Source organism: Streptomyces sp. CA2R106 (assembly GCF_037034245.1).
Taxonomy (GTDB): Bacteria; Actinomycetota; Actinomycetes; order Streptomycetales; family Streptomycetaceae; genus Actinacidiphila.
In genome coordinates this window covers 187,776-200,820 of record NZ_JBAGKC010000001.1, presented here as the reverse complement: position 1 = coordinate 200,820, position 13,045 = coordinate 187,776, and the positions used below count along the sequence as shown (strand labels likewise).

The following is a 13,045-nucleotide window of genomic DNA, read 5'->3' as shown; positions in this document are numbered from 1 at the left end:
GGGGAAGATCCGTTGCCGCCCCGGCGCGGCCGGACCTAGCGTCACCGGCGGCGCAGGTCCCGGTACGGCCGCGCCCGGGCGGCGGACCGTCCGGCGGCGGCCGTACCGGGACCTGCGGCCGTGAGACGACCGCGACCCTGGAACCAGCCGAGGAGCGTACGCGAGCATGGACATCCCCGCGCCGATCCCCATCCCCCCGGGCGTGCACCCAGCGGCACTCCAGCGCTGGCTCGCCGGGAAGTTCCCGCACGAGGCGGGCGGGCTCACCGCGGTCCGCCCGCTGACCGGGGGCCGCTCCAACCTGACCTTCCTGGTGGAGTACGGCGAGCGCCGCCTGGTGCTGCGCCGCCCGCCGCTCGACGGCGCGCTGGCCACCGCGCACGACGTCGCCCGGGAGCACCGCGTGCTGAGCGCCCTGCACCCGACCGCAGTGCCCGTCCCGCGCACCCACGGCCTGTGCGCCGACACCGCGGTGCCGGGCGCTCCCTTCTACGTCATGGACCACGTCGACGGCCTGGTCCACCGCACCGACGCCGACCTGGCGCGGCTGAGCCCCGGGCAGGTCGCGGCGGCCGCCGACACCCTGGTGGACGTGCTCGTGGCACTGCACCAGGTGCCGCCGGCGGCAGTGGGGCTGGACGGCTTCGGGCGGCCGGAGGGCTTCCTCGTGCGCCAACTGCGGCGCTGGCGCGCCCAGTCCGAGGCTTCCCGCACCGAACCGGTGCCCGGCGCCGACGCGTTGCACGCGCGGCTGGCCGACCGGCTGCCGCCGCAGGGCCGGGCCGCCGTCGTCCACGGCGACTTCAAGCTGGACAACGTGCTGTTCGCACTCGGCCGCGCCGACGAGATCGCCGCCGTGCTGGACTGGGAGATGTCCACCCTCGGCGACCCGCTCACCGACCTCGGGCTGCTGCGGGTGTACTGGGAGGGCTTCGCCGGCATCGCCGACGCGCCGCTGGGCTGCCCGGCCCAGGCCCCCGGCCGACCGCAGTTCGCCGTCCTGGCCGAGCGGTACGCCGCCGGCACCGGCGCGGGGCTCGAACACCTCGACTGGTACACGGCGTTCGGCTACTACAAGCTCGCCGTGATCCTGGAGAACGTCCTCTTCCGCGCCTCCCGCGACCCGCGCCCCGGTTCCGAGGACGCCCATCTCGCCGCCTGCATACCGCAGTTGGTCGAGCGCGGCCACGCCGTACTGGCCGCGACCGCCCGCCGATCCGCCACCGCCACCGCCACCGCCACCGCCACCGGGGAGTGACACCGTGGACTTCTCCTACGACGCCAGGACCGAGGAACTGCGCAAGGAACTGCGCGCGTTCGTCACCGACCGGGTGCTGCCCGCCGAAGGCGCGCTGGCCGCCCAGTACGCGGCCGGCCAGCCGTGGACCCGCCCGCCGCTGCTCACCGAACTCAAGGCCGAGGCCCGCTCCCGCGGCCTGTGGAACCTCTTCCTGCCCGACCGCCGGTTCGGCGCCGGACTCACCAACACGCAGTACGCGCCGCTCGCCGAGATCACCGGGCACAGCCCGCAGTTCGCACCCGAAGCGGTCAACTGCTCGGCCCCCGACACCGGCAACATGGAACTGCTCACCGCCTTCGGCACCCCCGAGCAGCAGGAGCGCTGGCTGCACCCGCTGCTGGCCGGCGAGATCCGCTCCGCGTTCTGCATGACCGAGCCCGAGGTCGCCTCCTCCGACGCGGCCAACATCGGCACCCGGATCGAGCGGGACGGCGACCACTACGTGGTCAACGGCCACAAGTGGTGGTCCTCCGGCGCCATGGCACCGGAGTGCGCGCTGCTGGTCGTGATGGGCAAGACCGACCCCGGCGGGCCGCGCCACCGGCAGCAGTCCATGCTGCTGGTGCCCCGCGACACCCCCGGCGTGCAGGTGCGGCGCGGCGTCACCGTCTTCGGCTACGACGACGGCCCGCACGGCGGCCACGGCGACATCCTCTTCGAGGACGTACGGGTGCCGGTCTCCCACCTGCTCGGCGGCGAGGGCGACGGCTTCGCCATGGCGCAGGCCCGACTCGGCCCGGGCCGTATCCACCACTGCATGCGGCTGATCGGCATGGCCGAACGCGCGCTGGCCGCGATGTGCGAACGGGTCAGCGGCCGGGTGGCGTTCGGCGCGCCGCTCGCCGAGCAAGGGGTGGTCCGGGAGTGGGTCGCCGAGGCCCGGGTGCGGATCGAGCAGGCCCGGCTGCTGGTGCTCAAGACGGCCTGGCTGATGGACACCGTCGGCAACCGGCAGGCGCACACCGAGATCCAGGCGATCAAGATCGCGGTGCCCGCGATGGCGGAATGGGTCCTGGACAAGGCGATCCAGGCGCACGGCGGCGGCGGGGTGAGCCAGGACTTCCCCCTCGCGGCGCTGTGGGCGCACGCGCGCACCCTGCGGCTGGCCGACGGCCCCGACGAGGTGCACCGCGCGTCCCTGGCCCACCGCGAACTGCGCGCGTACGCGTTCTGACCCGCCTTCTGCACCGCCTTCTGACCCGCGTTCTGATCCGCCTTCTGCACCGCCCCGAAAAGGGGCCGCCGGCCGATTCCACGGCCGACGGCCCCTTCCGCGTTTTCCCGCCGCCTTTCGGCAGGGCCGCAATTCCCGCCGGTACCGGAAGTACCGTCGACCCCTGGATTCGGTACCCGAGGGCACGGGGAAGGCCCGGCGGGACTCCGTACCGTCTCCGGTATGGAGAACACAGAACCGGAAAACGGAACGAATTTCGACGCTCCGCGATCGGCGTATTCTCGCGGGGGCCCGACGGACCGGATCGTCGTCACCGGAATCGGTGCCGTACTTCCCGGTACCAGGAACGCACAGGAAATGTGGGAGCACCTCTCCCGGGGCCGCTCCCAGGTGGGGCCGCTCACCCGTTTCGACGCCGCACAGGCGGGGCTCCCGGTCCACGCCGCCGCCGAGATACGGGACTTCGACCACCGGGAGTTCCTGCCGGAACTCGCGCCCGGCCACGCCGCGAAGTACTCCCGGGAGATCCTGGTCGCGATGTCCGCCGCCGCACAGGCCCGCGGGGACGCCGGGCTGGCGCCGGGCGGGGTGGACCCGCAGCGCTTCGGCGTCCTGATGTCCTCCTCGCGGGGGCCGTTCGCCTGGTGGCGCGACGTACTGACCGGCGCCGACCCGGCGGCCTTCGCCGACAAGGGCGCCATGTTCCGCGGGCTGCCCGGCTGCCCGGCCTCCCTGACCGCCATCCACCTGGGCGCCCAGGGCCTGGTCACCACCGTCAGCAACGCCTGCGTCGGCGGCCACCAGGCCATCCAGCTGGCGCTGCGCGAACTGCGCTCCGGCGCCGCCGACGTCATGCTGGTCGGCGGGCACGAGTTCCCGATCGCCGCCGAAGTCGCCGCCTGCTACCGGGCGATGGGCCACGGCGTGCTCTCCTCCGAGCGCGACGACCCGACCCGGGCGGTGCGCCCGTACAGCGCCGACCGGGAGGGCTTCGCGCTCGGCGAGGGCTCGGTGGTGCTCTGCCTGGAGCGTGCCTCGCACGCCGCCGCCCGCGGCGCCCGCCCGTACGCCGAGATCCTCTCCGCCGCCACCCTCAACGAGGCCGCGCACGCCACCACCATGGACCTCACCGGCAAGGTCACCGCCGGACTGATGCACCGCGCCCTCGCCGAGGCGGGCCGGGACGCCGAGGACGTCGACTACTTCTGCGCCCACGGCACCGCCACCCGCTACAACGACATCGCCGAGAGCCGCGCGGTGCGCGCCCTCTACCCCGAGCGCGGCCCCGGGCTGCTGCCGCCGCTGAGCTCCAACAAGCCCATCTACGGCCACACGTTCGGCCTGGCCGGCATCATCAACGCCGCCGCCACCAGCCTGATGATCCGCCACCAGACCCTGGCGCCCACCATCAACTTCACCACCCCCGACCCCGAGTGCGAGCAGGACCACGTCCTGGAGGGCGCCCGCCCCACCAAGGTCGAACTGGCGGTGTCGATGTCCTTCGCCTTCGGCAGCCAGACCTCCGTGGCGGTGCTCGGCGCGCCGGGAGCCTCCTGATGGGCCGCCCGCTGATCGCCGCCGACCCGGACGCGCTGGTACGGGAGTTCGTCCGCCCCGGCGACCACGTCCACCTCGCCGGCACGCCGTCGCGGCCCAACGCCCTTACGTACGCGCTGTGCCGGGTGCTCGGCGACGAGGGGCACCTGACCGTCAGCACCACCGCGGTGCACTCCTCCGCGCACGCGCTCGCCCTGTCCGGTGTCGCGGACAAGGTGATCGCCGGGTTCGCCGGGGACACCTACCCCTCCCCGCGGCCCAACCCGCTCTACCGGGACCTGCTCGCCGGGCGGCCGTTCGCCTTCGAGGCGTGGTCGCTGCTGAGCTACCAGCAGCGGCTGATCGCCGGCGCGCAGGGCCTGCCGTACGCCGTCACCGCCTCCCTGGCCGGCACCGACCTGGCCGCGGACAAGGACGGTGTGCTGCACCAGGTGCCCGACCCGGCCGACCCGGACCGCGCGGTCACCCTGCTCGCGCCGCTGCGCCCGGACCTGACGCTGCTGCACGGCGTGCTCGCGGACGAGGACGGCAACATCGCGCTGGTGCCGCCGCTGGGCGAGGGTGCCTGGGCGGCGTACGCGGCCCGCCGCGGTGTGCTCGCCTCCGTGGAGCGGATCGTCCCCCGGGAGGTGCTGCGCACCCTCGCCGACCGGGTCGTGATCCCCGGACAGCGCGTCCTCGGCCTGTGCGAGGCACCGCTCGGCGCCCACCCGCAGTCGCTGCGCACCGGCGGACTCGGCGGCGTCCAGGGCTATTTGGACGACTACGCCTTCCTGACGGAGATCGTCGAATCCTGCCACGGCGAGCAGCGCGGTGCCGACTGGTACCGGACGTGGGTGGCCGAACCGGGCAGCCACGAGGGCTACCTGCGCCGTCTGGGGCCGTCCCGCCGGGCGTCCTTGGCGCTGCCCGCCCGCGAAGCGGCCGACCCGACGGCCCGCGGAGCGGCCGGCGGAACGGACGACGGGACGGACGACTTCGCGGTGTTCGAGGAGGTGGCCCGCGCCGAGCTGGCCGCGTGCCGCGCGGCCCGCGAGCCGTCCGCGGCCGCCAAGGCGCCTTCCGTGCCCGCGCCTTCCCCGACGGCGCCCCCGGCCTCCGCTCCCGCCGCGGCGGACCCCGCGGACGGGGCCGAGCCGAGCCGTCAGGAGCGGCTGATCGTGCTGGGCGCCCGGGCAGTCGCCGACCGGGTACGGGCGGGCGGCCACGACACGCTGCTGGCTGGGATCGGCGCCTCGCACATGGCGGCGTGGCTGGCCGCGGCCCAACTGCGGGCCGGCGGCCACGAGGTCACCGTGGTGGCCGAGTTGGGCATGTGCGGCTTCGCACCGGCCGAGGGCGACGTGTTCCTGTTCAGCCTCCACCACGCCGAGCACAGCGAGATGCTCGCCGGCATCCCGGAGATCCTCGGCGGCATGGTCGCCGCCAACCCCCGGGCGCTCGGCGTACTGGCGGCGGCCGAGATCGACGGGTCCGGGGCCATCAACACCAGCCGTACCCGGGACGGCCGCTGGCTGACCGGCTCCGGGGGCGCCAACGACATCGCCTCCACCACGGACTGCGTGGTGATCGCCCCGGCCTCGCCCCGGCGCTACGTCACCGCGCTGACCTACCGCACCAGTCCCGGCGACCGGGTCCGCGAAGTCGTCAGCGACTTCGGCCGGTTCCGCCGCGACGACCCGAACGAGCCTTTCCACTTGGCCAGTTGGCTGCCCCCGGCGAGCGGCGAGGACGCCGACCCGCAGCGGATGGTCGCCGAGCGCACCTCGTGGGACAGCGACGCCTCCCGGGCGGAGGCGGAGAAGCCCGTCACGCCCGAGGAGCTGGCGCTGCTGCGCACGCTGGACCCGGCCGGCGTCTACCGCTGACCCGGCCGCCCGGACCCGTCAACGGCTCTGCCTGCACCGCCAGTTCGGCCCGCAGCATCCGATCCCCCCACACCGGGCCCCCACGCCCCGATCCCCCCGCATCCCCCCGCGTTCCCCCCGCCCCACCTCACCGCGACAGGAGCTTCCATGCCCACCGACACCCACGCCCGCGCCGAGGGCCGCACCTGGGCCGGGTCACGGCTGCGCTTCGCCGGGCTCGGCCACTACTTCCCGCGTGCCCGGCGCCGCCACGACGAGGGTCCGATCACCCTCGGCGGACGCGAGCACACCCCGCAGGACGCCGCCGAGTTGGGTGTGCGCGGCCTGCACACCGCCGCGGCGGACGAGACGCTGGAGTACATGGCGGTCCAGGCCGCCACCGCCGCGCTGCGGAACGCGGAACGCGACGCGGCCGAACTCGACCTGGTGGTCCTGGCCAACTGGACCGACCGGCAGTGGATTCCGGAGATCGCCCCCGGGGTCGCCACCGCGCTCGGCGCGCACGGCGCCCTCGCCTTCGACGTCTGCGGCGCCTGCACCGGCTTCGTGCACGGGGTGCAGACCGCGGCCGCGCTGCTCACCGCGCACCCGGGGTGGCGGCGCGCGGTCGTGGTCGCCGCCGACCGCTTCTCGCACCGGGCCCGCCCCGGCACCCGCGGCCAGCTGGTCTTCGGCGACGCGGCCGGGGCCGTCGTCCTGGAGAAGGGCGCGCCCGGTCAGCCCGGGGGCCTGCTGGACTCCGTACTGGACTGCGACTCCACCCGCGCCGACGCGGTCGCCGCCCGGCCGCCCGAGGGCTGGCTGCGCCCCCGGCCCGAGCTGATCGAACTGGCCGTGGGTTCCAGCCTGCGGGTGGCGGACACGCTGCTGGGCCGCAACGACCTCAAGACCGCCGACCTCGACTGGCTGGTGCCGCACCCCGGCAACAACGCCATCCACGCCGGGGTGCGGGCGGGCCTGGACCTGGACCCGGCGAAGTTCCTCACCAACTTCGCCGAGCGCGGCAACACCGGCTGCGCCTCCATCCCGATCGCGCTGTCCGAGTTCTCCGCCGCGGGCGTGCTCAAGCCGGGCGACCTGGTGCTGTCCACCGCGGTGGGCTCGGGCTGGTACTACGGCGGGCTGCTCTACCAGTTGTGACGCTCCGTCAGCTGTATGCGCCCCGTTCGCTGCCCTCCGACTTCCGCTCTCGCGCAACCGATTCTGAAGGAGCCGACATGGCCGACATCACCGACCGGTCCGGCACGGGCGGACCGCCGCCCGGGCTCGCCGTCTGGACCGACTTCGGCGGGGTGCTCACCCCGCCGGTCGACGTCACCTTCCGCGACTTCGGCGCGCGGACCGGCGTCCCCGTCCACGCGCTGAAGGAGGCGATGCGCCTCGTCGGCGAGGCGCACGGCACCGACTCGATGGGCGTGCTGGACATCCCGCTGCTCAGCGAGCCCGACTGGGAAAAGGAGGTCGAGGAGGTCCTCGCGGACGGCTTCGGCCTGGCCGTGGACCTGTCGTCGTTCGGCGAGCGCTGGTTCGCCGGACGCGGCGCCAACCAGGACTGGCTGCGCGAGCTGACCGCGCTGCGCGCCCGCGGCGCCTACGTCGGCCTGCTCTCCAACCTGCCGCCGAGCTGGGAGCGGCACCGCCGGTACATGGTGGACGACGCGCACTTCGACGGCATCGTCTGCTCGTACGCGGTGGGCTGCCGCAAGCCGGAACCGGAGATCTTCCGGATCGCCGCCGCCCGGGCCGGGCGCGCGCCGTGGCAGTGCGTGCTCGTCGACGACCTGGCGAAGAACTGCGCCGGGGCCGAGGCCGCCGGCTGGCGGGCCGTGCACTTCCAGGACGCCGCGCAGGCCGCACAGGAGCTGGCCGCGCTGGACGCGGCGCCGGTCCCGGCCGCACCGGTCCGCCCGGCCGCCCCCGTACGCACCTCGCGCTGACCTGTCCGACCACCCCACCCACAGCTGGAGCAGCACCATGACCACACTCGACATCGGCGCCGAGCCCGAAGCCGTGCTCAGCACCGAACGCACCATCCCCCGGCACCTGGTCCACCGGGCCGCCGTCGCCGAGGTGTTCCTCACCGACTTCCAGTCCGTCGGGGAGCGGGACTTCCGCGCCTCGGCCCAACTGCCCCCCGACCACAGCTACTACGCCGACCGGCTGGGCACCGCGGGCGGCCACGACCCGCTGGCGGTCTTCGAGGCGGTGCGGCAGATGCTGCTCTGCGCGATGCACCTCCAGCACGACGCGGGCCCCGGCACCAAGTCCATCACCGCCGAGGCCGGCCTGCGGATCACCGACCCCCGCCCGCTGCACGCCCCGGCCCGCCCGCTCGACCTGGACCTGGTCGGCCGCGCCGCGCTGGTGAAGGAGTACCGCGGCGCCGTCTCCCGGGTGGTGCACGAGGTGGACGTCGCTGCCGCCGGCCGGCCGATCGGCACCGTCCGGGTGGACACCGCGCTGCGCCCCGACGACATCTACCGGACGCTGCGGATGAGCGGCCGCACCACCGAACCGCCCTCCTCCGACGACCTGCCCGCCGTCTCCCCGGCCCGCCCGATCGGCCCGCACCTGGTCGGCCGGACCCGCGCGGACAACGTGGTGCTGCACGACATGGCGCTGCGGGGCGGGGAGTTGACGGCGCTGCTGCGGGTGCCACTGCGGCACCCGAGCATGTTCGACCACCCGCAGGACCACGTCCCCGGCCCGGTGATGATGGAGGCGGCACGCCAACTCGGCCTGCTGCTGGCCGGTGAGCGCCACGGCCTGGCCGCGGCCAAGCTCCACCTCGCCGAACTCACCGCCGAGTACCTGCGGTTCGCCGAGCTGGACGCCGACATCGTGCTGCGCTCGGAGATCCTGCGCGCGCCCGCCGCGGACGGCGGCGGCCTCGCCTTCGCGGTCGCCTTCGAGCAGGGCGGCGAGGCCGTGGCCAGGATGCGGGTGGCGCTGGGCAGCACGCTCGGCCGGGCCGGTGCCGCGGGAGCCCCCGATGGCAGCTGACCGGCAGGACACGTACGACGCCCAGGGTTCCCCGGCCGCCCATGTCCCCTACCCCGCAGGGGAGTTCCGCCTCGACGGCCGAGTGGTCCTGGTGACGGGGGCCTCCGGCGGCCTCGGCGCGCACCTGGCGGGGGTGCTCACCCGGGCCGGCGCCCGGGTGGCGCTCGCCGCCCGCCGCGAGGCGCCGCTGAAGGCGCTGGCCGCGGAGTTGCCCGGCAGCCTGGCCGTGCCGTGCGACATCACCGACGCGGCGGACCGCGCGGAGGCGCTGCGGGTCGTCACCGGGCAGTTGGGGCCGGTCGACGTCCTGGTCAACAACGCCGGGCTGTCCCGGGTGGAGCCGGCCGAGCGGCAGTCGGAACAGAGTTTCGCGGAGATCGTCGCGGTGAACCTCACCGCGGTCTTCGCGCTCAGCTCCGAGGTCGCCGCCGGCATGCTGGCACGGGGCCGCGGCAGCATCGTCAACATCGCGTCCGTGTACGGCCTGGTGGGCAGCGGCAGCCTCCCGCAGGCCGCGTACGCGGCGAGCAAGGGCGGTGTGGTCAACCTGACCCGGGAACTGGCCGCGCAGTGGGCCGCGCGCGGGGTACGGGTGAACGCGCTGTGCCCGGGCTGGTTCCGGTCCGAGATGACCGCGGACATGCTCGACACCGCGGAGGGGCGCGGCTGGGTGGAGCGGCGCACCCCGATGCGCCGGGTCGGCGAGCCGCACGAACTGGACGGCCCGCTGCTGTTCCTGGCCGGCCCGGCGAGTTCCTACGTGACCGGCGCAGCGCTCCCGGTCGACGGCGGCTACCTCACGCTGTGACGGCACACCCCCGCACCCGGGCACCCCGGCAGCCCCGGCACCCGGGCACCCCGGCCCCCGGCCCCCGGCCGCCCGCGCCGTCCGCCACCTCGGCGGGCGCGGGCTGGCCCGGGGCTCACAGGGTGTGGATCGTCAGGTGCTTCCTGACGTCGTCGAAGATCCGCTGCCCCTGCGCGGACTGGGCGGCCGAGGCGGGCATCGTCACGTCCAGTGTGTAGAGGTCGCCCTCGCCGCTGACCACGTCGAGTTCGAGTTCGCGCAGGGCCGTCTTCGCGTCGTCCTTCAGCTCGGTGTAGTGGACGTCGAGCCGCGCCGCGGCCTGGCCCTGCTGGGTCGCCTCGACGACCCGGCCGTCCGCGTCCTCGACGGTGTCGGAGTAGGAGACCTCACCACCGCCCTTGTACCACTGGAGGTTGGCGTTGGCGACGCCCGCGGCGCTGCTCTTCTCGCCGCGCGTGCGGGACAGCGCCACCGTGAACACGCCGTGCGGGTCGGTGTACGTCACCTTCGCGTCGGCGATGCTGCGCACGTAGTCGCCGGGCACCGCCAAGGTGGCGTCGACGCTCTGCTCCCGGTAGGACTTCCAGCCCTCGGGCAGGCCAGAGCCGCCGAACGGGCCGACGGTCAGGAGCACAGCGCCCGCGACGGCTGCCGCGACCACCGCGGCGGTGGCCGCCTGCGCGCGGCGGCTGCGGCGCAGCGCCCGTATCGCGCGGCCGACGGGCCCGGCCGGCGGTTCCTCCGCTGCCGGGGGCGGTGCCCCGGCCCCGGCCCGCGCGGTCGGCTGCGGCGCCGACTGCGGCGGGACGCGCGGCGGTTCGAGGACGGCCCGCAGCTCGTCGGCGAGCCGCGCCGGGGCCGTACGCGCCGCCGGCTCCTTGCGCAGGACGCCCAGCAGCGGTGCGGTGAGCGGGCCCGCCGCGCGCGGCGGGGGCAGTTCCGCGAGCAGGACGGCCTGGAAGGTCGACGGCGTGGCCTGGCGGCGGAAGGGCGAGACACCCTCCACCGCCTGGTAGAGCACCACTCCCAGCGACCACAGGTCGGACTCGGGGCCCGGCCGCTGGCCCAGCACCCGTTCGGGCGCGATGTACTCCGGTGAACCGATGAAGGCGCCGGTCTCCGTCAGCGGCTCCTCACCCTCGACCTGGGCGATGCCGAAGTCGGTGAGGACCACGCGGTCGTGCCGGCCGAGCAGGATGTTCGCGGGCTTCACGTCGCGGTGCAGCACCCCGGCCTCGTGGGCCGCGCCGAGCGCGCCGAGCACCGCGAGGCCGATCCCCGCGGCCTCGCGCACCGGCAGCGTGCCCTCGGCGAGCACCTCGGCCAGCGACCGGCCGCGCACCAACTCCATGACGATCCAGGGCCGTTCGTCCTCCACGACCACGTCGTGCACGGTCACCACGGACGGGTGGTCGATACGGGCGGCGGCGCGCGCCTCACGCTGCATCCGCAGGTGGGCGGTCTCCCGCTGGGCGTCCGTCAGGTGCTCGGGCAGCCGCGGCTCCTTCACGGCGACGTCGCGGTCCACGACCTCGTCGCGGGCGCGCCATACGGTGCCCATGCCGCCGAAGCCGAGGCGCTCGAGGAGGCGGTAGCGGCCGCCGACCAGCCGCCCGCCGCCGCTTTCGCGCTCGGGCTCGCTCGGGTTCGGGTTCGGGCTGCGGCCGTTCTCCGCTGGTGGCGCGGGCGGCTCCAACTCGTAACTCGTCGCCGTCCGCGTGTCCTCGTCCCCGGGCTGCCCGCCCGCGCCCCCGTTGGTCGCCATGGCCGTATCCTCCCAGCCCCCGGCGCCGGCGCGGCGCCCTGCCGCTCGCCCGTGCCAAAGGTGTGACCGAAGGCGGGGCGCGGCCGGCCCGTCACCCGGACGCGCCGCACCGATGAGTTCGCGGGCGCCCGCCGGTCTACCCGCCGACCGCACCATCCGCAGCGACGGGAGCACACCGTGGGCCTCATCCAGATCGAACTGTTCGCGACCCTCGACCTCGTCGGGCAGGCGCCCGGCGGGCCGGACGAGGACCCCGAGGGGTTCCCCTACGGCGGCTGGCAGGCCCCGCTGGTGGACGAGACCACCGGGGCCCAGATCACCGCGGCGTACGAGGGCACCGACGCGCTGCTGCTCGGCCGGCGCACCTACGACATCTTCGCCGCCTACTGGCCGCACCAGCAGGGCGGCGAGGACGGCTGGATCGCCGAGCTCTTCAACCGCGTCCCGAAGTACGTCGCCTCCCGCGGCCGCCCGGACCTGTCCTGGGCCGGGTCCACGCAGCTCGGCCCCGACCTGGCCGAGGCGGTGCGCGAGGTCCGCGAGCGCCACGAGCAGGTGCGGGTCGTCGGCAGCCTCGACCTGGTCCAGACCCTCCTGCGCGAGCAGCTCTTCGACCGCCTCGACCTGTGGGTCCACCCGATCCTGCTCGGCGTCGGCAAGAAGGTCTTCGCCGACGGCACCGTGCCCACCAACCTCACCCTCCTCCACCCCCCGGCCGCCTCCGCCAAGGGCACGACCCACCTCCACTACGCCCGCACCCCCGGCACCCCGCCCACCGGCGACATGACCACCCGCTCCGCCTGAGCCCCGCCACTGCAAACGATATCGCCTGTGCCGAAAAAGAGGTATCGTTTGGGAAGGGCATCATCGGGACAGGAGCGATCCTCATGGCGAGAACGGTCATCGACCTCGACGAGGACATGGTCACCGAGGCCATGCGCATCTTCGGCACCAGGACGAAGGCGAAGGCCGTGCGCCTGGCCATGGAGGACGCCGTCAAGCGCCACCTGCGCCAGGAGTTCTTCGACGCCATGGACGCCGGTGAACTCGACTTCAGCGAGATCGTCGAGAGCACCGGCCCGCGCCACGCGGACGGCTCGCTCAAGCGCGACGGGAGCCACGACGGAGGCCGCGCCGCCTGATGCGGGACCGCTACCTGATCGACAAGTCCGCCCTGGCGCGGTGGACGAAGCCCGGTGTGAAAGAGGTCCTGGGGCCCCTCCACGAGCGCTACCTGCTCGCGGTGTGCTCTCCGACCGAATACGAGATGGTCCACTCCGCGCGGGACTGCGCGGAGGCCCTGCGCATCAGCACCTGGCTGCACGCCTTCGACTACCTGCACACGGACGACGCGGCCTTCACCCGCGCGCTGGAGGTCCAGCGCCACGCGCTCAACGCGGGGTTCCACCGCGCCCTGTCCCTGGCCGACCTCCTCGTCGCCGCCACCGCGGAACGGAACCGCCTGACCGTCCTGCACTACGACGGCGACTTCGACATGATCGCCTCCCTCACCGAGCAGCCCACCCGGTGGGTCGTCCCGCCCGGCACCGCCGACCGCTGACGTCGCGGC

12 protein-coding genes are annotated in these 13,045 nt (G+C 74.8%); 11 read left to right on the top strand and 1 reads right to left on the bottom strand.

The window, feature by feature from the left end:
- The first annotated feature begins 166 nt into the window (after positions 1 to 166).
- The 8 genes from WA788_RS00880 to WA788_RS00845 all read left to right on the top strand — a co-directional run bounded on the left by WA788_RS00880 (position 167) and on the right by WA788_RS00845 (position 9,710).
- Positions 167 to 1,258 (top strand): phosphotransferase family protein, encoded by a 1,092-nt coding sequence (locus tag WA788_RS00880; RefSeq protein ID WP_335970520.1) that lies wholly within the window; start codon positions 167 to 169, stop codon positions 1,256 to 1,258.
- Between the two features lie 4 nt (positions 1,259 to 1,262).
- Positions 1,263 to 2,474 carry an acyl-CoA dehydrogenase family protein gene (locus WA788_RS00875; RefSeq protein WP_335970518.1) on the top strand — a complete coding sequence of 404 codons (1,212 nt, stop codon included), beginning with the start codon at positions 1,263 to 1,265 and terminating at the stop codon, positions 2,472 to 2,474.
- Between the two features lie 303 nt (positions 2,475 to 2,777).
- Positions 2,778 to 4,031 (top strand): beta-ketoacyl-[acyl-carrier-protein] synthase family protein, encoded by a 1,254-nt coding sequence (locus WA788_RS00870; protein WP_435177753.1) that lies wholly within the window; start codon positions 2,778 to 2,780, stop codon positions 4,029 to 4,031.
- Positions 4,031 to 5,899: a CoA-transferase gene (locus tag WA788_RS00865; RefSeq protein WP_335970514.1), complete on the top strand. Its 1,869-nt coding sequence runs from the start codon at positions 4,031 to 4,033 to the stop codon at positions 5,897 to 5,899. Before WA788_RS00870 ends, WA788_RS00865 begins: the two co-directional genes overlap by 1 nt.
- A 147-nt stretch (positions 5,900 to 6,046) precedes the next feature.
- Positions 6,047 to 7,039 (top strand): ketoacyl-ACP synthase III, encoded by a 993-nt coding sequence (locus WA788_RS00860; protein ID WP_335970512.1) that lies wholly within the window; start codon positions 6,047 to 6,049, stop codon positions 7,037 to 7,039.
- Between the two features lie 77 nt (positions 7,040 to 7,116).
- Positions 7,117 to 7,836, top strand: a complete 720-nt coding sequence (locus WA788_RS00855; RefSeq protein WP_335970509.1) for an HAD-IA family hydrolase — start codon at positions 7,117 to 7,119, stop codon at positions 7,834 to 7,836.
- 37 nt (positions 7,837 to 7,873) lie between these two features.
- Complete coding sequence (locus tag WA788_RS00850; RefSeq protein ID WP_335970507.1) at positions 7,874 to 8,902, top strand: ScbA/BarX family gamma-butyrolactone biosynthesis protein; 1,029 nt, start codon at positions 7,874 to 7,876, stop codon at positions 8,900 to 8,902.
- On the top strand, positions 8,892 to 9,710 hold the full coding sequence (locus tag WA788_RS00845) for an SDR family NAD(P)-dependent oxidoreductase (RefSeq protein ID WP_335970504.1): 819 nt from the start codon (positions 8,892 to 8,894) through the stop codon (positions 9,708 to 9,710). Before WA788_RS00850 ends, WA788_RS00845 begins: the two co-directional genes overlap by 11 nt.
- A gap of 115 nt (positions 9,711 to 9,825) precedes the next feature.
- On the opposite strand, the gene WA788_RS00840 is transcribed toward WA788_RS00845, so the two are convergent.
- Positions 9,826 to 11,475, bottom strand: coding sequence for a serine/threonine-protein kinase (locus tag WA788_RS00840; RefSeq protein ID WP_335970502.1), 1,650 nt, complete (start codon positions 11,473 to 11,475; stop codon positions 9,826 to 9,828).
- A 177-nt stretch (positions 11,476 to 11,652) separates the two neighbouring features.
- Between WA788_RS00840 and WA788_RS00835 the strand changes: the two genes are divergently transcribed.
- From WA788_RS00835 to WA788_RS00825, 3 genes are all read left to right on the top strand, one after another.
- On the top strand, positions 11,653 to 12,279 hold the full coding sequence (locus WA788_RS00835) for a dihydrofolate reductase family protein (protein ID WP_335970500.1): 627 nt from the start codon (positions 11,653 to 11,655) through the stop codon (positions 12,277 to 12,279).
- A gap of 83 nt (positions 12,280 to 12,362) precedes the next feature.
- Positions 12,363 to 12,617 carry a type II toxin-antitoxin system VapB family antitoxin gene (locus tag WA788_RS00830; protein WP_335970498.1) on the top strand — a complete coding sequence of 85 codons (255 nt, stop codon included), beginning with the start codon at positions 12,363 to 12,365 and terminating at the stop codon, positions 12,615 to 12,617.
- On the top strand, positions 12,617 to 13,036 hold the full coding sequence (locus WA788_RS00825; RefSeq protein ID WP_335970497.1) for a PIN domain nuclease: 420 nt from the start codon (positions 12,617 to 12,619) through the stop codon (positions 13,034 to 13,036). The genes WA788_RS00830 and WA788_RS00825 overlap by 1 nt, the downstream gene beginning before the upstream one ends.
- Positions 13,037 to 13,045: the final 9 nt, after the last annotated feature.